The organism is Noviluteimonas caseinilytica, assembly GCF_018406605.1.
GTDB lineage: Bacteria > Pseudomonadota > Gammaproteobacteria > Xanthomonadales > Xanthomonadaceae > Noviluteimonas > Noviluteimonas caseinilytica.
Map to the genome: position 1 here is coordinate 1,030,456 of NZ_AP024545.1, position 18,714 is coordinate 1,049,169.

The window sequence follows — 18,714 nt, forward strand, 5'->3', positions numbered from 1 at the left end:
GCCTCGGCCGCCCGTTTTCTTTTGCGGTGCGGATTGCCGGTACGATCCGCGACGGGATCGGGGAGCGTTGACGAATGCAGGATTGGGGCGGGGTGCTGGTCGTTGTGTGCGCGCTGGGCGCGGTGTTCGCGATTTTCCGCTTGCAGCGCAGGGCGAAGGCAAGCGCCGCAATCCGGAACGCGGCATCGATCGCCGCGCTGGCGAATGCGCAGCGTTTCGAGGCGCGCAGCCGTCGCTGGGTCAACGTCGTGGCGCTGCTGGTGCTCGGCATTGCGCTCGTCATGCTGGGATGGGGCGCGTACGTGATGACGCGCACCGGGACATGGATCGGCGCCGTCGTCGTCATGTCGACGGGCATCGCGCTGCTGGCGTGGATGCTCGCGAGCATCCCGCGCATCGTGCGCAACGAACCGATGTTGTCGATGGACGCGCGCGGGCTGTATTGCGTCAACCTGGGCCGCATTCCGTGGACGGAGATCCTGGCGATCGCGTGGACCGTGCGCCAAGTGAAGAACGGCGAGCTCAACCAGCTGGAACTGCTGCTGCGCAAGCCGGCACGCTACCTGGACGGCGCGCCCTGGCGCGTGCGCCTGCTGAAACGCCGCTGGCGCACGCAGCAGCCCCGCTACGGCGAATTCAATCTCTCGATGGACTCGCTCGACAAGGCGCCCGCGGTCATCCACGCCGCGGTGCTGCATTTCCGCGAACAGGTGCAGCCGCCGCTGGCCATGCTATGGCGCGCGGGCATGGATGACCGGCAGGTCGATGTGATGCTGGAATTCGCACAGCGCCAGGCCGACATCGAGCAGGCCCTGCGCTCGAGCGATCCTGCGCAGGTGCGCGATGCGATGGCGCGCGTCGCCGTGCTGGAGCGCGAGGGCGATGCCGCACTGGAAGAAGCCGCCGTCCATGCGAAGCGAACGCAACGCAAGACCTGGCTATGGAATGCATTCGTGTTCGCGCTGGTGCTCGTGGCGCTGGTGATCAAGGTCACGCACTGATCATCAGGCGCTTGCCGCCGCGCATCCATCCGGCTTGCGCACCCGCTCCGTCGACGCCGGATACTTCACCAGCAGATGCGCCGCGCGCCTGGGCCGCGGCGCGAACGTCCCGCCGCAGTTCGGGCACCGGCCCTTGAGCACGCCGGTGGCGCAGTCGGCGCAGAACGTGCATTCGAACGAACAGATCAGCGCGTCGTGCGCGTCGGGCGGCAGGTCCTTGTCGCAGCATTCGCAGTTCGGGCGCATCTGCAGCATTCGCGGAATCCTTAGCGGGTGGCGGGCGCCGCCGCAATGGTGGGCGCGCTGGTGCGGCGCGAGCGCAGCACGCCATCGATGGCGAAGATCGCCAGCGCGATCCAGATGAAGGCGAACCCGATCGCGCGGTCGCGGTCGAAGGCTTCGTGGAAGACGAACACGCCGATCAGGAACTGCATCGTCGGCGCGACGTACTGCAGCAGGCCGACGACCGACAACGGCACGCGCCGCACGGCGTACGCGAAGCCCACCAGCGGCAGCGCGGTAAGCGCACCGCTGACGATCAGCAGCACGCTGGTCCACGCGCCGTAACCGCCGGCGGATTGCGCCACGAAGAAGCCGCCCTGCCCGTGCCATTGGCTCCAGCCGAGCAACACGATGGCCGGCAGCAGCAGGTACGCGCCTTCGACGCCGAGGCCCGGGATCGATTCGACCGACGCGAGCTTGCGGATCAGGCCATACAGCGCGAACGACGCGGCGAGCGCGAGCGCGATCCACGGCAACTGGCCGAAGCGCAACGTCAGCCACGCAACACCGACGGTGGCGATCGCGACCGACACCCACTGCGCACGGCCGAGGCGCTCGCGCAGCAGCACGACGCCCAGCAACACGTTGAGCAGCGGATTGATGAAGTACCCGAGGCTCGATTCGACGACGTGCCCCGCGTTGACGGCCCAGATGTACAGGCCCCAGTTGAACCCGATCAGCAGGCCGCTCAGCCCGAGCATCCACCACACGCGCGGTTTCGCGAGCGCGGCGCGCAGCCAGCCGCGGCCCTGCGTCCAGGTGAGGTAGGCGCCGACGATCACCGCGCTCCACGCAATCCGGTGCAGCACGATCTGCAGCGACGGCACGTCCTTCAGCATGTGCCACCACAGCGGCATCACGCCCCACAGCAGGAAGGAACCGACGGCGATCAGCAGGCCGCGGCGGTCGAGGCCGGGGTTGGTCATGCGACGGGCTCTTCGGCGGGGGCGTCGACGTTGGTCTCGCGCGCGGGTTTCGCGGGCGTCGCGCTGCGCGCCTTCGCCAGCGTGATCAACACCACGCCGACCAGGATCACCGCCATCGCGCCGAGGTCGTGCTGGGTGAACACTTCGCCGCCGATCAGCGCGCCGATCAGCACCGCGAGCGGCGGGTTGACGTACGCATAGCTGGTGGCGAGCGCGGGCCGCACGTGGTGCAGCAGCCAGATGTAGGCGGTGAAGCCGAAGATCGAACCGGCGACGACGAGGTACAGCATCGCGGCGGTCGCGCTCGCACTCGGCATCGTGGTGATGCGTTCGCCGTGCAGCAGCGCGGCGAGCACGAGCCACAAGGTGCCGGCGAGCATCTGGCCCGCGGCGGCCATGAAGGGTTCCGGCAGGTCCTGGTCGCGGCTCCAGATCGAACCCCACGCCCAGGCGAGCGGCGCGATGATCAGGCAGACCAGGCCGAGCGGCGAACCGGAGAGTTCTCCGCCGATGCCGAGCCAGATCACGCCGAGGAAACCGATCACCAGCCCCGCCCATTCCATGCGCGTGGGATGGCGGCCGCGCAGCATCGCGAACACGCCGGCGAACAACGGCATCGACGCGACCGCGATCGCGGCGAGGCCGGAGCCGACCTGCGTCTCCGCCAGGTTCACCATCGCGTTGGACAGCACGACCATGAAGATCGAGAGCTTCGCGAGCACGATCCATTGCTTGCGCGTCGGCGGCGGCGTGCCGCGGAAGCGCAGCACGGCGTACATCAGCGAACCGGCCAGCGCCATGCGGATCGCGGCGAGCAGGAACGGGGGATAGCCCTGCAGCGCGAAGCGGATGGCGAGGTACGTCGATCCCCACAACACGTACACCGCGGCGAGCGCGAGGCCGATGGCGAGGGCGGACGCGGGCTTGATGGGGGACGCGCTCATCGGGTCGGGCTCTCGATCTGGCCGGCGAGCCATTGCAGGCCCGCGAGGTGTTGCTGGTCGTGGCTGCACAGGAAGTGCATCAATCCGCGCAGCGTGGTGGGGCCGTAGCCGTCGAAGTGCGCGGGGCGCGCGAAGTCGGCGGGCGACAAGGCGGTGAGCAGCGCGATCGTTTCCGCGCGCGCCTGGGCGAAGTCGGCCAGCGCCTGCGCCGCCGTGCCGCGTTGGCCACGCGCATCGGCGAGCGCGTAGCTGTCGATGTCGGCGAGCAGCGGCGTGGCTTCCTGCAACGTGCGACGGAAGCGCACGTGGTAACCCTCGCGCTCGATGTCGTGCACGTGCCACAGCTGCGCGAGCGGGCCGAAGCGTTCGCTCGGGCAGCCTTCCCAGGACGCCGGGACGAAATCGGCGCGGGATTCGGGGATGACGGCGTAGTGCGCGCGCAATTCCTGCGGGAAGCGCACGAGGGCCGCGAGGGTGGGGTCCTGCATGGGCGACAGCCTAGCGAGACGTCCAGCATTGCGTTTGAAAATTCGTGCGCATTGGCGCAAGAATCTTGCACACGCCAAGGAGGCGCCATGTCTGCCCCCCTCGCCCTCGACGAGTTCGACCACCGGCTGCTGGAACTGCTGCAACGCGACGCTGACGCCACGCTGTCCGCGCTCGGCGACGCGGTGGGCCTGTCCGCCAGCGCGGTGCAGCGGCGCATCAAGCGGTATCGCGAATCCGGATTGATGCGGCAGGTGGCCGTGCTGAATCCCGCGATGCTCGGCAACGTGACGCTGGCGGCGGTGCTGGTGGCGCTGGAACGCGAATCCGCGCGGCACCATGCCGCCTTCTACGCGCGCATGCGCAGCGCGCCGGAAGTGCAGCAGTGCTACGTGCTGGCGGGCGAGTGGGATTACCTGGTGATCCTGGCCACCACCGGCTTGCCGCACACGCGCGAAGTGGCGGAGCGGCTGTTCGGCAGCGACGAAACGCTGAAGCGCTACGAGACGCGCATGGTGTTCGAACCGATCAAGCTGGGATTGCACCTGCCGACCCGCCCGCCCGCGGCACGCCGCAAGAAGTGACCGTACCGCGCAGTCGCTACGCAGCACGCTCGCGCTGCAGCAGCGCCTGCTTGAGCGGCAAGCCCCAGCGATACCCGCCGAGGGAGCCGTCGCCGCGCACCACGCGATGGCACGGCACGACGATGGCGATGCGGTTGGTGGCGCAGGCGCGCGCGATCGCACGCGCGCCGCGCGGCTGGCCCAGCGCGTCGGCGAGCGCGGCGTAGCTGCGGGTTTCGCCGCGCGGGATCTTCATCAGCGCATCCCACACTTTCTTCTGGAACGCGGTGCCGAGCAGGTCGACATCGACGTTGGCGCGCTTGCCCGCCAGCACTTCGGCCACGGCGCGCACGCGCGGTGCGAGGAATTCGTCGCGGCCCGCGTCCACGCGCTCCAGCTGCGCGCGCGGGAATTCCGCCTGCAACGTCGCTTCCAGCGCCGTGCCGTCCGCGCCGAGTTCCACCATGCAGATGCCGCGCTCGGTGGTGGCGACCAGCGCCTGGCCGAGCGCCGTGTCGACGAGGCTCCAGCGGATGCGTTCGCCCGCGCCGCCCGCGCGATAGCGGGCCGGCGTCATGCCGAGGCGCGCGGCCCCGCCTTCGTACACGCGCGACGGCGAACCGTAGCCCGCGTCGTACAGGGCACCGCTGACGTCGTCGCCGCCGCGCAACGCGGCCTTGAGCGTGCCGAGCTTGCGCTGTGCCAGGTATTGCGCGGGGCTGATGCCGAAGCGCGCGGTGAACGTGCGCTGCAGGTGCGAGGCGCTCAGGCCCACTGCTTCGGCGAGGGACTCGAGCGAATGCTCGCCGTCGTCGAGCAGGTGGCGCACGTGCTCCAGCTTCACCGCGATCTCGGTGGTGGCGGAAGCGGCGGTGGGGGCGGCGTCGTTGGCGATGTGCTTGTCCATGTCGGAAACGATAACGGGCGCCCTTGGGCGCCCGCTATCCGATTCTTGCCCGGGGCCGTGTCGGGTTACTCCGACCAGTGGCCCTGTTCGCGCGCCGCCGGCAGCACCTGCTGCGACAGCTTGCGATCGCCGTTGAGCAGGGTGAGGGCATCGGCGAGGATCGCGGCGGATTCGCGCAGCAGCGGATCCGGACGCTTCTCTTCCAGCTTCTCGCGCTTGGCGTCTTCGGCGATGTTGCGCTCGCTGGCCTGGAGGCCGTCGTCGCTGGGATCGGCGGCGAACGGATCCAGCGGCAGCCCCAGCGCCTTGCGCTCGGCCTGGCGCGACTTGCGCTTGGCTTCGAACGTATCGCGCTCGGTACGGCGGGCGGCTTCGTTGAGCGAGACGGACTTCTTCGCGTTCTCCTCGCGGAACTGCGCGACGTCCTCCGACCACCACTGGAACTCCTTGTCCTTCGCCACGCGCGCGGCGTGCATCGCATCCAGGCGCGGCAGCAGCGGTGCGAAATTGCCGTACTGCGTGTGCTGCACGGCGGCGATGCGCGTCCACGGCAAGGCGTTGTCGTAGGTGCTTTCGCCGAATTCGCTCGCGTCGACGGTCACCGGGAACCGGATGTCCGGGACGACGCCCTTGTGCTGCGTGCTGCCACCACTGACGCGGAAGAACTGGGCGATGGTGAGCTTGATCTGGCCGAAATCGCTGCCTTCCTTCTCCGGCCAGCGGTCCAGGTCCATCAGGTTCTGCACGGTGCCCTTGCCGAAGGTGGTCTCGCCGATGACGAGGCCGCGGCCGTAGTCCTGGATCGCGCCGGCGAAGATTTCCGACGCCGAGGCCGAACCACGGTTGATCAGCACCGCGAGCGGGCCGTCCCACGCAACGCCGGACTGTTCGTCGTCTTCCACCTGCACGCGGCCGCCGGATTCGCGCACCTGCACGACCGGGCCCTTGTCGATGAACAAGCCGGTGAGTTCGACGGCTTCGGTCAGCGAACCACCGCCGTTGTTGCGCAGGTCGAGCACGACGCCATCGACCTTCTGCACCTTCAGCTGCGCGAGCAGGCGACCGACGTCGCGCGTGGCCGACGCGTAATCGGTGGCGTTGCGGCGACGGCCTTCGAAGTCCTGGTAGAACGCCGGCAGTTTGATGACGCCGATCTTGCGCGGCGCCGCACCGCCGGTGCCCGGCACGGTGATCGTCTGCGCCTTGGCGGCCTGTTCTTCCAGGCGGATCTTGTCGCGCACCAGCACCAGGCGCGTGGGCTTGGCGTCGGCGGGCGATTCGGCGGGGACCATGTCGAGGCGCACGGGGGTGTTCTTGGCGCCGCGGATCTGGTCGACGACATCATCGATGCGCCAGCCCACCACGTCCTTCATTTCGCCCGACGTGCCCTGCCCGACCGCGACGATGCGATCGCCCGGCTTGAGCTTGCCGCTTCGCGCGGCCGGACCACCGGGCACGATCTCGCGGATCACCACGACTTCGTCCTGCTTCTGCAGCACCGCGCCGATGCCTTCCAGCGACAGCGACATCTGCATGTTGAAGTTTTCCGCGGTGCGCGGATCGAAGTAATCGGTGTGCGGATCGATCGAGCCTGCGTACGCGTTGAGGAACGTCTGGAAGACATCCTCGCCGTTGAGGTCGGTGACCGAACCCAGCATGTTGGCGTAACGCTTGTCGAGCGTCTTGCGGATCTCGTCCGGCGACTTGCCGGCGAGCTTCAGGCGCAGCCAGTCGTTGCGCACCGACTGCTTCCACATCGTGTCGAGCGCGGCCGCGTCGGCCCACGGCGCGTCCTTGCGGTCGTAGTCGTAGCGATCGTTGCCGGCGAAGTTGAAATCGCCGGTCTTCAGCTGCGCGCGCGCGGCGGCGACGCGTTCGGTCACGCGCTGCTTGTACACGGCGAACATGGCGTACGGCGCCTGCAGGTCGCCCGCCTTGATGGCGTCGTCGAGCTTCGTCGTGTACGGCTGGAACTTGGCGATGTCCTGCGCGGTGTAGAACAACTTGCCCGGGTCGAGCGATTCCAGGTAGCGCCGGAAGATTTCCTGCGACAACGCATCGTCCAGCGCGCGCGGGCGATAGGCGTAGCGGCTGTCGGACAGGATGCCGTACACGACCTTGGCGGTCGTGGACTGGCTCGCGGTGGCACCGGCCGGCAAAGCGCTGGTGTCGTGGTCGGCGCGCGCCAGCAGCGCGATCGGCGCCGTGAGTGCGAAGGCGAGGGTCAGGACAGGCAGGGTGGAGCTGAGCTTCATGGGCGCTTCCGGGCCCGGTGGGGCGGGCCGAATGAGGGGCATTGCGGAGATGGGGACGACGACGGTGCGGGACCAGACTGCGACCGCCATCGACGCCCCGACAGTGCCGAAAGTTTCTCCGGGACGCCAGCGTTTATATGCGGGGATTCGGGGACGGGGATTCGGGATTCGTTAAATCCCGCATCCCGTTCAGGCGGCCACGAAGCCCGCGTCGGCCGCTTGGCGATCGGCGTGGTACGACGACCGTACCAGCGGGCCCGACGCGACGTGCGTGAAGCCCAGCGACATGCCGTAGTCCTCGAACGCCTTGAACTCATCGGGCGTCCAGTAACGCAGCACCGGGTGGTGGTGCGCGCTCGGCTGCAGGTACTGGCCGATGGTCACCATGTCGACGTCGTGCGCGCGCAGGTCGCGCAGCGTGCCCTGCACCTGCTCCAGGGTTTCGCCCAGGCCCAGCATGATCCCGGACTTGGTGGCGACTTCCGGGTGCTGTGCCTTGAACTTCTTCAGCAGCGTGAGCGACCAGGCGTAATCCGCACCCGGCCTCACGTTCGGATACAGGTCCGGGACGGTTTCCACGTTGTGGTTGAAGACGTCCGGCGGGTTGGTGGCCAGGATGTCCAGCGCGCGTTCCATGCGGCCCTTGCCGCGGAAGTCGGGCGTGAGGATTTCGATCTTCGTGCGCGGGCTGTGCGTGCGGACTTCGTTGATGCAGTCGACGAAGTGCTGGGCGCCGCCGTCGCGCAGGTCGTCGCGATCGACCGAGGTGATCACGACGTACTTCAGGCCCATGTCGGCGATGGTGGTCGCCAGGTGGATCGGTTCGCTCGGATCCGGCGGCTTCGGGCGGCCGTGGGCCACGTCGCAGAACGAGCAGCGGCGCGTGCACACGTCGCCGAGGATCATGAACGTCGCGGTGCCGTGTCCGAAGCACTCGTGGATGTTCGGGCAGCTGGCTTCCTCGCACACGGTGACCAGGCGGTTTTCGCGCAGCTTGGCCTTGAGGTTGGCCACCGAATTCCCGGACGGGATGCGCACGCGGATCCACGAGGGCTTGCGCAGCACGGGCGCGTCGGCGAACTGCACCGGCGAGCGGCCGATCTTGTCGCCCGCGACTTGCTTTGCGCCCGGCGTGAGCGACGGCGCGTCGGCGATGACGGTCAGCGGGATGGACTTGGTGTCGCTCATGCGAAGGGCTCGGGGGCGGCCGGCGAAGGATGCAGGCCGAATTGTACGGCGAGGTGTTCCAGCAGCCGCGTTTTCACCGCGTCCAGGCTGGAAGGACCGCCCAGGTCCGCCATCGAGGTCACCTGCAGGCCGGCGTAGCCGCAGGGATTGATGCGGTGGAAGGGTTTCAGGTCCATCGCGATGTTGAAGGCCAGGCCGTGGAAGGTGCAGCCGCGGCGCACGCGGATGCCGAGCGCGGCGACCTTGGCGTCGTTGACGTAGACGCCCGGGGCGCCGTCGCGGCGCACGGCGTGGATGTTCCAGTCGCCGAGCGTGTCGATGATGGCCTGCTCGATGCGGTGCACGTATTCGCGCACGCCCACTTTCAGGCGCTTCAGGTCGAGCAGCGGGTAGGCCACGATCTGGCCGGGGCCGTGGTAGGTGACCTGGCCGCCGCGGTCGACGTGGAGGACCGGGATGTCGCCCGGCATCAGCACGTGTTCGGGCTTGCCGGCCTGGCCGAGGGTGAAGACGGGATCGTGTTCGACGAGCCAGATTTCATCCGGCGTGTCGTCGGTGCGCGCATCGGTGAAGGCCTGCATGGCGCGCCAGACCGGTTCGTACGCGCGGCGGCCGAGGTCGCGGACCAGCGCCTCGCGCAACTCGGGCGGCGCGACTACAGCGTCCACTTCACTTCGGGATGGGTGCGCAGGGCCGCGTGCGCGGCGTCGTACTGCGCGCGGTTTTCCGCGCGGAAGGCGATGCGCACCGACACGTACTTGCCGTTGGAGGAATGCTTCCAGCTGACCGACTCGTGCACGACGTCGATGCCGGCGTCGATCAGCAGTTTCGGCAATTCGGCCTGCAGGTCCTTGTCGGCCGCGCCCATCGCCGAAAGCTCGAAGGTGCCGGGGAACTGGAAGCCGTGCTCGGGATTGTCGGAGTTGATGTCCATGGCCCGGCGATTATGGGTCCGGGGCCGGGCGAACCCAACCCTGCGCGCGCCAGCCCCGGCGCGTTTAATTATTTCGCGGGCGTGGCGCCCTTCACGCCCCTATGATCGGCCGCTTCCTGCGGGCTCCCCCTCGTGCGATGCACACCCCGAACCCCAATGCGCCGGCCGCCCGCTTCCGATTCGGCGCCTGCGTCCTCGATCCCGCGCGCCGCGAACTGCTGTGCGACGACGTGCACCGGCCCTTGCCCGCACGGGTGTTCACGTGCCTGCTCCACCTGATCGCCCATCGCGATCGCGCGGTGGGCCGCGACGAACTCGTCCGCGCGGTGTTCGGCCGCCCCGACGTCTCCGATGCACAACTGGCGCAGGTGGTCCTGCGTGCGCGGCGCGCGCTCGGCGACAACGGGCAGGCGCAGCGCGTCATTCGCACGGTGCCGAGCTACGGATTCCGCTGGGCCGCCGACGTGGTGGAGGAAGTGCGCGTCGCGCGCACGCTGGCGACACCGCACGGATGGGAAATCGCGGGCGCCTGGGAAGAACCGCGATAACGCAATCGTCAAACGATTGGAATGGCGCAGGCGCGATGCCGTGCCACTGTCCCGCCGCGCGCATCGGTCGCGGCGGTTGCGTCCACCCGGCTGCGCAGGATGCGTGGCCGGGCGGGCGTGGCACGCCTGGCGGGATCCTCGTACCCCCGAGTCCCGCCGGGCGTTGCCTTTAGCGCCTCAGCTGTTCCACCACATCATCAGCTCATCCCACATGCGCTTGAAGAAGCCACCTTCTTCCACCGCATTGAGCGCCACCAGCGGACGCTGCGCGATCACCTTGCCGTCCAGCATCACCTTCACGGTGCCGATCTTCTGGCCCTTCGCGATCGGGGCGACGAGCGTCTTCGGGAGTTCCATGCTCGGCTTGAGCTGGGCGTACTTACCGCGCGGCGTGCTCACGAGCATCGGTTCGGCCAGGCCCAGCTGCACTTCGTCGGCGGCGCCCTTCCACACCTTCTGCTTCGAAATCGCCTTGCTGCCTTCGTACAGGCGGTGCGTTTCGTAGAAGCGGAAACCCCAGTTGAGCAGCGCCTGCGAATCCACCGCGCGCTGGTTCTCGCTGGTGTCGCCCATGACGACGGAAATCAGGCGCTGGTCGCCGCGCTTGGCCGAGGCCATCAGGCAGTAGCCGGCGCCGCTGTGGTGGCCGGTCTTGATGCCGTCGACCGACGGGTCGCGCCACAGCAGCAGGTTGCGGTTCTGCTGCGTGATCGGGCCGACCGTGTATTCCTTGATCTTGTTGTACGCGTACGACTCGGGATAGTCGCGGATCATCGCGCGGCCGAGCAGCGCGAGGTCGTGCGCGGTGGTGTAGTGCTCCGGCGCGGACAGGCCGTGCGGATTCACCCAGTGCGAGTTCTTCAGGCCGATGCGCTTGCCGTAGGCATTCATCAGCGAGGCGAAGGCGTCTTCGCTGCCGGCGACGTGTTCGGCGAGCGCGATCGCCGCGTCGTTGCCGGACTGGATCACCATGCCCTTTTCCATCTCGACCAGCGGCGCGGTCTTGTTCACTTCGAAGCCGCTGTAGCTGCCTTCGGTGCCGGCGCCGCCTTCGCGCCACGCGTGCTCGCTCATCATCACCGGGTCGTTGGCCTTGACCTTGCCCGACTTCATTTCCGCGGCGACGACGTAGCTGGTCATCACCTTGGTGATGCTGGCCGGTTCGACGCGATCGTCGTAATGCTCGCCCGCCAGCACCTGGCCGGTGGCGTAATCCATCAGCACCCAGGCTTTCGCGCTCACGGCCGGCGGCGGCGGCACGGGCAGCGCATCGCTCAGCGCGGCGGGTGCGGCGGGCTTGGCCGGCGCGGGTGTCTGCGCGATCGCGATCCCGAGCGTGGTGGTGGCAAGGGCGGCGAGCGCGAGGGCGGCGACGGGACGAAGGTTCATCGGTACGGCAACTCCGGGGGACAGGCCCGGGCGCGAGGGCGCGGCGCGGGCAGAAAAAGGGACGCAGGGTTTGAAGCGACGACGAATTCTAGTGGCGACCGGCCCGAAAGCCTCGAAAGATTTCGTTAGTCGCGCACGATGTTGGGACGGCCGAAGCCCAGACCGGCGACGGTGGCGCTGAGTTCCGACACGCGATCGGACGCGACCGGGCCCACGCGCAGGCGCCAGACCGGCTTGCCCGAGGCGACGGCATCCATCAGGCGCGCACCGCGGATGCCGGCGCCTTCGAGCATCGCCAGCGCGCGTTCGGCGTTGCCGCGGGCCGCGAAGCTGGCGACCTGGAGGACGACGGCGTCGCCGCCGGCCGATGGCGTGGCAGGCGCGGCGGCGGGTTTCGACGGCGCGCGTTCGACTACGCGCGGCGCGTCCTGGCGAACGGGGGCCGGGGCGTCGCGTGCAGCATCGGGCTCGCCCGACTTGCCCGTGGCCACGCGCACGCGGCGCGCTTTCATCCAGGCATCGAACTCGTCGGCGGTCATCGCCTTCCCGTCCTGCTTCATGTCGAAGCGCCACGGGCCGGGCGGCGCGGGCTGGACTTCCTTTGCGGCGGGTTTGCGTTCGCCGGCTTCGGCGCTGGCGATCGGCAAGGCGGCGACGACGCGATCGAGCGCGCTCGGCGGTGCGGGCACCGGCGGCGCGACGACGGCAGGCGCGACAACCGCAGGCGCTGCGGCCATGCGCATGTCGGGGCCGCGATCGTCGACGGTGAGCGCACGCACTTCCACGCGCGCGGTGCCGGCGCGATGCACGCCCAGCTTCACCGCGGCGGCGTAACTCAGGTCGATGACGCGCCCGTCGTGGAACGGCCCGCGATCGTTGACGCGCACGATCACCGACTTCCCGTTCGCGAGATTGGTCACGCGCGCGAACGACGGCAGCGGCAACGTCTTGTGCGCCGCGCTGAACGCGTACATGTCGTACACCTCGAGCGACGACGTGCGGCGGCCATGGAACTTGTTGCCGTAAAACGACGCCAGGCCGGTCTCGACGTAACCCGACGGATCGTCGAGCACGTGGTAGTGCTTGCCGAGCACGTCGTAATCGCGGTTGCCGTAACGCGAACGCGGTTCGGCGCGGACTTCGGGTTCGGGGATCTGGTCGACGTCGGGGATTTCATCCGGCGCGCTGTCGGCGATCTCCGGCGCGTACAAGCCGCCGGCGGTGTAGTTGCCGCGCTTCGACAGGTCTTCCTGCGCGGGCGCATACGGCGAACGGCGCGTCGCGGGTTTCGCATCGCCGTGGGATGCACGCGTGGCGACCGGCGTCGGCGGCGGGGCCGACGCTTTGGGCGGCGCACTGCTGCAGGCGGCAAGGAAGAGGGCCAGCGCCGGCAGCATGCGTTTCATGGCGGGGTTGCTCCGGCAGGCGTGGCGACGGGCGCGGCGGGGGTGGCGGGAGACATCGGCATGGTCATCGGCGTCGGCACCGTCGCCTGCGCGGTGGCCTGCGCCACCTGCGCATCGCGGCCCGCGATCGATTCGGCGAGCTGGTACACCGCGGTCGCGTACAGGCGCGACGTGTTGTATTTCGTGATCGCGCGGAAGTTGTTGAACACCATCCAGTATTCGGTGCCGCCTGCGCCATCCAGGCGCAAGATCTGCGCAGGCGTGTCCGCCGCCACGGTAATCGCGGGGCGATAGCCCTTCGGCGCGAACGACACGACGGGCTGGAACGCATCGAGCGACTCGGCGTTGTAGTCGGTGAACGCCACATCGCGCAGCGTCGGCGCCATCACCGGGCCGCCGCGCACCCAACCTCCCTTCTGCACGAAGTAGTTGGCCACCGATTCCACGACGTCATCGATGTTGTTGAACAGGTCGCGCTTGCCATCGCCATCGCCGTCGACGGCGAACTGGCGATAGCTGGACGGCATGAACTGGCCCCACCCCATCGCGCCGGCATAGCTGCCGCGCAGGGTGGCGACATCCATGCCGGTTTCCTTGCCGAGCGCGAACAGCTGGCCGAGTTCGTCGCGGAAGAACGCTTCGCGCGTGTCCTCGCGCGCGGCCTTCGCCGGATCGCCGGTGCGCGGATAGTTGAACGCGAGCGTGTAGAGCGCATCGATGACCGGATAGCTGCCCTTGTTGCCGCCGTAGCTGGTTTCCACGCCGATGATCGCGGTGACGATCTCGCGCGGCACGCCGAAGCGCGCTTCGCTGCGTGCGAGCGCATCGGCGTTGGCGGCGATGAACGCCTTGCCGCCGTCGATGCGCGCCTGGGTGATGAAGATCGGGCGGTAATCGCGCCAGGGTTTCGCTTCGGCCGGGCGCGACATCGCGGCGATCACGCCGTCGCGGATGGTGGCCTTCGCGAGCGTGGCTTCGATGTACGCCGGATCGATGCCGTACTTCGCCGCGGTGTCGCGCACGAACTGCGCGCGCGCGACGCTGATGTCGCGCAGTTGCGGCGGGATCGGTGCGGCCGGCGTCGAAGGGACGGTCGTTGCGGGAGCGGGCCGCGTGGTCGCGGGCGTCGCAACGGGGGAAGCTGTGGGCGGTGCCTGCGTTGCGCAGGCGGCGAGCGCCAGCGGAAGCAGGACGACGGCCCGTGTGGGTGCGCGTTTCGTCATCTGGCCGGAATGTACTGCTTTTAGTTGCTCGCGCAAACCCTTGATTGCGCGTGGTTCATCCGCCGTGCCGCGGGCGATGCGCGCCGACGGCCATCACCAGGCCCAGGCCCGCGAGCAGCGAGACCGCCGAGGTGCCGCCATAACTCAGGAGCGGCATCGGCACGCCCACCACCGGGAGCATCCCCGAGATCATCCCGCCGTTGACGATCACGTACACGAAGAACGCCAGCCCCAGCGAGCCGGCGAGCAGGCGCGCGTAACCATCGCGGGCTTCGGCCGCGATCCACAGGCACCGGCCGATCACGAACAGGTACAGCGCCAGCACCGTGGCCACGCCGATCCAGCCGAACTCTTCGCTCAGCACCGCGAAGATGAAATCCGTGGTGTGCTCGGGCAGGTAATCCAGGTGCGACTGGCTGCCCTGCCCCCAGCCCTTGCCGGTCATGCCGCCGGCGCCGATGGCGATCTTCGACTGGATGATGTTCCAGCCCGCGCCGAGCGGATCGGATTCGGGATTGAGGAAGGTGAGGATGCGGTCCTTCTGGTACGGCCGCAGCATGAAGAGCCACGCGACCGGCGCCACCGCCGACACGCCCGCCACCGCCGCGCCGAACCACCACCACGACAGCCCCGCGAGGAACAGCGCGAACACGCCGCTCGAGGCGACGAGCATGCCGGTGCCGAAGTCCGGCTGCAGCAGGATCAGCCCGAACGGCACCGCGATCAGCACGCCGGAGGCGACGACGACGCGGAAGTTCGGCGGCAGCGGTTCGCGCTGCAGGAACCACGCCAGCATCATCGGCAAACTCAGCTTGATCACTTCCGAGGGCTGGAAATAGAAGAAGCCCAGGTTGATCCAGTGGTTGCCGTGCTTGCCCTGCCCGATCGCGAGCACCAGCAGCAGCGGCAGCAGCGACACGCCGTAGACGAGCGGCGACCAGTGCCGCAGGCGCGTCGGCGGGATGCGCGACAGTCCCCACATCGCGACCAGGCCCACGGCGAAGCGCGCGCCCTGCGCCATCACCAGGTGCGGGGTTTCCGCGCCGGCGCTGTACAACACGGCCAGGCCGATGCCCATCAGCGCGAGCAACGCGCCGAGCAGCGGCAAGTCCACAGTGCGCAACATGCGCACCAGCAGGTCGAACAGCCAGCGCAGCAACGCGTTCAATGCGTGACTCCGGGCGTGGCCGCGGCGACGGCGGGCGGCGCGCCTTCGGGGGCGGGTTCGACGTCGGGTTGTGCGTTCGGATCCTGCGGACCGGTCGGCATCGGCACGCCTTCGGGCATCGTGCCGAGCAGCCACGCGTCGAAGATCTTGCGTGCGATCGGGCCCGCGGTGCTCGCACCGAAGCCACCGTGTTCGACCATCACCGCGACCGCGATCGTCGGGTTGTCCGCGGGCGCGTAGCCGACGAACAAGGCCTGGTGGCGTAGCGAAAGCGGCAGGTGGTGCGGGTCGACGCTGACGTTGCCGCGGCGGCTGGTGTTCTGCGCGGTGCCCGTCTTGCCGGCCATCAGGTACGGCGCGCCGCGCACGAGGCTGTAGCCCGTGCCGCCCGGCTGCATCGTGCCCATCATGCCTTCCTGCACCGCGCGCAGGTGCGCGGGGTTGTCGGTGATGCGGAACGGCGCGGGCTGCGGCAACGGCGCCCACGGCGTGTCGTAGCCGTCGCGGCGCGAAGCGACCAGATGCGGGCGCAACAGGTTGCCGCCGTTGGCGATGGCCGCGACGCCGCGCGCGAGCTGCAGCGTGGTGGCGACCCAATACCCCTGGCCGATGCCCGAGATGACGGTTTCGCCCGGATACCAGCCGTCCTTCGAACGCTTGGCCTTCCATTCCGGCGACGGCACCACGCCCGAGGTTTCGCCCGCCAGGTCGATGCCCGTCGGCGCGCCGAACCCGTACTTGCGCATGTACTGGTCGAAGCGGGTGATGCCCATCTCGTAGGCGAGCTTGTAGTAGTAGAAGTTCACCGACGCGGCGATGGACTTGCGTAGATCGGTCCAGCCCGCGCCGCCGTGTGCGTCGCGATAGCCGCGCTTCTGGCCGGGGATGTGGAATTCGCCGGTCGAGAACACCTTGTCTTCGGGCGTGCGCAGGCCGCTGTCGAGGCCGGCGAGCGCGATCAGCGGCTTCACCGTCGAGCCCGGCGGGCCGCCGCCCAGCACGTTGCGGTTGAACAGCGGCCGCGACATGTCGCCCATCAGCGACGCGTAATCCTTGTGCGAGATGCCGTTGACGAACAGGTTGGGGTCGTACGACGGCAGGCTCACCATCGCGAGGATTTCGCCGGTGCGCGGATCGATTGCAACGGCGGAGCCGTCGTTCTCGCCGAAGGCGGCGACCATCGCGCGTTGCAGGTCGAGGTCGATCGAGAGTTTCAGGTCCGCGCCGGGCGTGGCGGGCACGGAGCCGAGGCGGCGCAGCGCGCGGCCTTCCACGTTGGTCTCGATCTTTTCGTAGCCGACCTTGCCGCGCAGCGCGTCTTCGTAATAGCGCTCCAGGCCCGTCTTGCCGGTGTGCGTGAGCGCGGCGTCCACCTCGCCCATCTTCGCCAGGTCCGCTTCGTCGATGCGGCCGACGTAGCCGATCACGTGCGCGAGCAACGGACCGTAGGGGTAGCGGCGGTTGAGGTAGGGGACGAGTTCGACGCCGGGGAAGCGCCAGCGATCCACCGCGAAGCGCGCGGCTTCTTCTTCGCCGACGCGCAGCTTGAGCGTGACGGCGCGGAACCCGCGCGCGGCGCGACGCTGTTGTTCGAAGCGTTCGAGGTCTTCCTGCGAGAGCGCGACGACGTGCGAGAGCGCGGCGATCGTCTGCTTGATGTCGCCGGCCTGGTCGGGCACGACGTCGAGGCGGTACGCGGGCACGTTGTCGGCGAGCACGCGGCCCTTGCGATCCAGGATCAGCCCGCGGCCCGGCACCACCGGACGCGGCTTGATGCGGTTGGCTTCCGAGCGCGTGGCGTATTCGGCGTGCTCGACCACCTGCAGGCGGAAGTACCAGCTCGCCAGGCCGCCGAGCGCGCCGAGCACGGCGAGGAAGGCGATGATCGCGCGTCGCCGGAACTGCTGCCCTTCGGCAGCCGCATTCTTCAGATGGCGGCGGCGCGGACCCATGGCGTCAACGATGGCGCCACGTGCGCAACCGCAACGTGTCGAAGAGCAGGAACATCGGCGCCCACAGCAACATGCCGATCACGGGCGACACCCACGCAAGCAGCGGGAAGGCAGGTTCGCCGAGCGCCACGTGCACGGCGCTGGCGACGATGCGATCGTTGAACAGCAACGCGCCGATCGCAAGCGCCTGTTGCGACATCGGGAAGAAGCGCAGGCGTGCGCGGAAGCGCTGCAGGATGAAGGCGAGGATCGTCAGGCGCAGGGCCTGTTCGCCGAACAGGCCGCCGACGACGAGGTCGGCCAGCAGGCCCATCGAGAACGCGAAGCCCAGGCCGACTTTGTCGGGTTCTTCGAGCACCCAGTACGCCACCGCCAGGCCGAGGAAATACGGGCGCAGTGGCGCGAGGCTCGCGGGCATCGGCAACAGCGCGAGCACCAGTGCGACCAGCAGGCTGACGGGCAACACCCACGCGGCGCGTTCGCGGCTCATGGGCGCGGGGCCTCGATGCGGGGCGCGCGCGCCGTGGTGGTGGCGGCGGCCGGCGGCGTCGCAGCGGTCGTCGCGGCGGCTGTTTTCACCGCAGGGGTCGTGCGCACGCTGGCGGGCGGCGCGACGCTGACCGACGGGGCGAGCGCGGACGTCGTGTCCGGCGCGGGCCCGATCACCGGCCGTTGCGGTGCGCTGCGCAGCAGCAGCACGTCGCGGCCGCGATCGAATTGCGCGGCGGGCTTCACGTCGCCGACCAGGAACGCGCGGCTTTCGTCGGGCCGCAGCGCGGAGATCGTGCCCACCGGGAAGCCGGCGGGGAAGCGTTCGCCAAGACCCGAGGTGACGACGACATCGCCCACTTTCACGTCGCTCGACAACGGGATGCTCGCGAGCGTGAGGCGATCGGTGCGACCCGTGCCGTACGCCACGAGGCGCACGCCGTTGCGCAGCACGGCAACGGGGAGCGCGTGGTCGGGATCGGTGAGCAGCAGCGCGGTGGCGTGCATCGCGTTGACGGAAATGATCTGGCCGACGACACCGCCCGCATCGATGACGACCTGGCCGACGCGCACGCCGTCGCCAGCGCCGGCATCGAGCACCAAGCGCTGGCGCGTGGGATCGAGGTCGATGTCGAGGACGGGGGCGAGCTGCACGTCGAGGCCGCCGCGTTCGACGGCGCCGAGCAGGCCGCGCATGCGTTCGTTATCCGCCGTGGCGGCCTGCAGGCGCGCGATGCGCGCGCCGCTCACGAGGAGGGCGTTGCGCAAGCGGCGGTTCTCGGCGATCAGCGAGCTGCGGGTGCCGGCGTCGTCGCTGATGGAATCCACGACCTTGCCCGGCCAGCCCGCGACCGCCCACAGCGGCTGCACGAACACCTGGGCCTGCTCACGCCCGCGCGTGAGCCAGCCGCCGCGGTGGTCGAGCACGATCAGCACGCACGCGAGCCCGAGGTACGCCAGCAACTTGAGCGTGCCGGCAATGTCGCCCGGTCGGGCGGCGGCAGGTCCGGCGTAGGCGGGCACGGTGCGGGGCTCGCGGCTGGGTGGTCTTTC

At 69.2% G+C, this 18,714-nt stretch carries 17 protein-coding genes and 2 pseudogenes; 3 read left to right on the forward strand and 16 right to left on the reverse strand.

Going from position 1 to position 18,714, the window contains the following annotated elements:
* Positions 1-74: 74 nt before the first annotated feature.
* Positions 75-1,001, forward strand: coding sequence for a hypothetical protein (locus LYSCAS_RS05145; RefSeq protein ID WP_213436355.1), 927 nt, complete (start codon positions 75-77; stop codon positions 999-1,001).
* Positions 1,002-1,004: 3 nt separating this feature from the next.
* Here LYSCAS_RS05145 and LYSCAS_RS05150 read toward each other — a convergent pair whose 3' ends face one another.
* The 4 genes and pseudogenes from LYSCAS_RS05150 to LYSCAS_RS05165 form a co-directional block, all read right to left on the reverse strand.
* Positions 1,005-1,256: a DUF1272 domain-containing protein gene (locus tag LYSCAS_RS05150; RefSeq protein WP_213436357.1), complete on the reverse strand. Its 252-nt coding sequence runs from the start codon at positions 1,254-1,256 to the stop codon at positions 1,005-1,007.
* 11 nt (positions 1,257-1,267) lie between these two features.
* A complete protein-coding gene (gene rarD, locus LYSCAS_RS05155; protein ID WP_213436359.1) occupies positions 1,268-2,209 on the reverse strand; it encodes an EamA family transporter RarD in 942 nt (313 codons plus the stop codon).
* 65 nt (positions 2,210-2,274) lie between these two features.
* A pseudogene (gene yedA / locus LYSCAS_RS05160) lies at positions 2,275-3,153 on the reverse strand (drug/metabolite exporter YedA); the annotation flags it as partial.
* Positions 3,150-3,641: a DinB family protein gene (locus LYSCAS_RS05165; RefSeq protein WP_213436363.1), complete on the reverse strand. Its 492-nt coding sequence runs from the start codon at positions 3,639-3,641 to the stop codon at positions 3,150-3,152. The pseudogene yedA and the gene LYSCAS_RS05165, both read right to left, overlap by 4 nt.
* An 87-nt stretch (positions 3,642-3,728) precedes the next feature.
* On the opposite strand from LYSCAS_RS05165, the gene LYSCAS_RS05170 reads away from it, so the two are divergent.
* Positions 3,729-4,223, forward strand: a complete 495-nt coding sequence (locus LYSCAS_RS05170; RefSeq protein WP_213436365.1) for an Lrp/AsnC family transcriptional regulator — start codon at positions 3,729-3,731, stop codon at positions 4,221-4,223.
* 16 nt (positions 4,224-4,239) lie between these two features.
* Here the strand turns inward: LYSCAS_RS05170 and LYSCAS_RS05175 are convergent, their stop codons facing one another.
* From LYSCAS_RS05175 to LYSCAS_RS05195, 5 genes are all read right to left on the reverse strand, one after another.
* On the reverse strand, positions 4,240-5,109 hold the full coding sequence (locus LYSCAS_RS05175; RefSeq protein ID WP_213436367.1) for a methylated-DNA--[protein]-cysteine S-methyltransferase: 870 nt from the start codon (positions 5,107-5,109) through the stop codon (positions 4,240-4,242).
* Between the two features lie 65 nt (positions 5,110-5,174).
* A complete protein-coding gene (locus LYSCAS_RS05180; RefSeq protein WP_213436369.1) occupies positions 5,175-7,364 on the reverse strand; it encodes a carboxy terminal-processing peptidase in 2,190 nt (729 codons plus the stop codon).
* 189 nt (positions 7,365-7,553) lie between these two features.
* A complete protein-coding gene (lipA, locus tag LYSCAS_RS05185) occupies positions 7,554-8,552 on the reverse strand; it encodes a lipoyl synthase (RefSeq protein WP_213436371.1) in 999 nt (332 codons plus the stop codon).
* Positions 8,549-9,220: a lipoyl(octanoyl) transferase LipB gene (lipB, locus tag LYSCAS_RS05190; protein ID WP_213436373.1), complete on the reverse strand. Its 672-nt coding sequence runs from the start codon at positions 9,218-9,220 to the stop codon at positions 8,549-8,551. The genes lipA and lipB overlap by 4 nt, the downstream gene beginning before the upstream one ends.
* On the reverse strand, positions 9,208-9,486 hold the full coding sequence (locus LYSCAS_RS05195; protein WP_213436375.1) for a DUF493 family protein: 279 nt from the start codon (positions 9,484-9,486) through the stop codon (positions 9,208-9,210). The genes lipB and LYSCAS_RS05195 overlap by 13 nt, the downstream gene beginning before the upstream one ends.
* 137 nt (positions 9,487-9,623) lie before the next feature.
* On the opposite strand from LYSCAS_RS05195, the gene LYSCAS_RS05200 reads away from it, so the two are divergent.
* On the forward strand, positions 9,624-10,034 hold the full coding sequence (locus LYSCAS_RS05200) for a winged helix-turn-helix domain-containing protein (protein WP_213436377.1): 411 nt from the start codon (positions 9,624-9,626) through the stop codon (positions 10,032-10,034).
* Between the two features lie 177 nt (positions 10,035-10,211).
* Here LYSCAS_RS05200 and LYSCAS_RS05205 read toward each other — a convergent pair whose 3' ends face one another.
* From LYSCAS_RS05205 to mreC, 7 genes and pseudogenes are all read right to left on the reverse strand, one after another.
* Positions 10,212-11,423 (reverse strand): D-alanyl-D-alanine carboxypeptidase family protein, encoded by a 1,212-nt coding sequence (locus LYSCAS_RS05205; RefSeq protein ID WP_213436379.1) that lies wholly within the window; start codon positions 11,421-11,423, stop codon positions 10,212-10,214.
* A gap of 125 nt (positions 11,424-11,548) precedes the next feature.
* Complete coding sequence (locus LYSCAS_RS05210) at positions 11,549-12,829, reverse strand: septal ring lytic transglycosylase RlpA family protein (protein ID WP_213436381.1); 1,281 nt, start codon at positions 12,827-12,829, stop codon at positions 11,549-11,551.
* 101 nt (positions 12,830-12,930) lie between these two features.
* Positions 12,931-14,052: pseudogene (mltB, locus tag LYSCAS_RS05215) on the reverse strand (lytic murein transglycosylase B); the annotation flags it as partial.
* 55 nt (positions 14,053-14,107) lie between these two features.
* Positions 14,108-15,220, reverse strand: a complete 1,113-nt coding sequence (gene rodA / locus LYSCAS_RS05220) for a rod shape-determining protein RodA (RefSeq protein ID WP_213436385.1) — start codon at positions 15,218-15,220, stop codon at positions 14,108-14,110.
* On the reverse strand, positions 15,217-17,172 hold the full coding sequence (gene mrdA / locus LYSCAS_RS05225; RefSeq protein ID WP_213436387.1) for a penicillin-binding protein 2: 1,956 nt from the start codon (positions 17,170-17,172) through the stop codon (positions 15,217-15,219). The genes rodA and mrdA overlap by 4 nt, the downstream gene beginning before the upstream one ends.
* A 4-nt stretch (positions 17,173-17,176) precedes the next feature.
* A complete protein-coding gene (mreD, locus tag LYSCAS_RS05230; protein WP_213436389.1) occupies positions 17,177-17,662 on the reverse strand; it encodes a rod shape-determining protein MreD in 486 nt (161 codons plus the stop codon).
* Positions 17,659-18,684 (reverse strand): rod shape-determining protein MreC, encoded by a 1,026-nt coding sequence (gene mreC / locus LYSCAS_RS05235; RefSeq protein WP_213436391.1) that lies wholly within the window; start codon positions 18,682-18,684, stop codon positions 17,659-17,661. Before mreC ends, mreD begins: the two co-directional genes overlap by 4 nt.
* Positions 18,685-18,714: the final 30 nt, after the last annotated feature.

Excerpts from the sequence above, each read along its gene's own strand:
- LYSCAS_RS05145 (WP_213436355.1), top strand. The coding sequence starts at position 75 with ATGCAGGATTGGGGCGGGGTGCTGGTCGTTGTGTGCGCGCTGGGCGCG.
- LYSCAS_RS05150 (WP_213436357.1), bottom strand. The coding sequence starts at position 1,256 with ATGCTGCAGATGCGCCCGAACTGCGAATGCTGCGACAAGGACCTGCCG.
- rarD (WP_213436359.1), bottom strand. The coding sequence starts at position 2,209 with ATGACCAACCCCGGCCTCGACCGCCGCGGCCTGCTGATCGCCGTCGGT.
- LYSCAS_RS05165 (WP_213436363.1), bottom strand. The coding sequence starts at position 3,641 with ATGCAGGACCCCACCCTCGCGGCCCTCGTGCGCTTCCCGCAGGAATTG.
- LYSCAS_RS05170 (WP_213436365.1), top strand. The coding sequence starts at position 3,729 with ATGTCTGCCCCCCTCGCCCTCGACGAGTTCGACCACCGGCTGCTGGAA.
- LYSCAS_RS05175 (WP_213436367.1), bottom strand. The coding sequence starts at position 5,109 with ATGGACAAGCACATCGCCAACGACGCCGCCCCCACCGCCGCTTCCGCC.
- LYSCAS_RS05180 (WP_213436369.1), bottom strand. The coding sequence starts at position 7,364 with ATGAAGCTCAGCTCCACCCTGCCTGTCCTGACCCTCGCCTTCGCACTC.
- lipA (WP_213436371.1), bottom strand. The coding sequence starts at position 8,552 with ATGAGCGACACCAAGTCCATCCCGCTGACCGTCATCGCCGACGCGCCG.
- LYSCAS_RS05195 (WP_213436375.1), bottom strand. The coding sequence starts at position 9,486 with ATGGACATCAACTCCGACAATCCCGAGCACGGCTTCCAGTTCCCCGGC.
- LYSCAS_RS05200 (WP_213436377.1), top strand. The coding sequence starts at position 9,624 with ATGCACACCCCGAACCCCAATGCGCCGGCCGCCCGCTTCCGATTCGGC.
- LYSCAS_RS05205 (WP_213436379.1), bottom strand. The coding sequence starts at position 11,423 with ATGAACCTTCGTCCCGTCGCCGCCCTCGCGCTCGCCGCCCTTGCCACC.
- LYSCAS_RS05210 (WP_213436381.1), bottom strand. The coding sequence starts at position 12,829 with ATGAAACGCATGCTGCCGGCGCTGGCCCTCTTCCTTGCCGCCTGCAGC.
- mrdA (WP_213436387.1), bottom strand. The coding sequence starts at position 17,172 with ATGGGTCCGCGCCGCCGCCATCTGAAGAATGCGGCTGCCGAAGGGCAG.
- mreD (WP_213436389.1), bottom strand. The coding sequence starts at position 17,662 with ATGAGCCGCGAACGCGCCGCGTGGGTGTTGCCCGTCAGCCTGCTGGTC.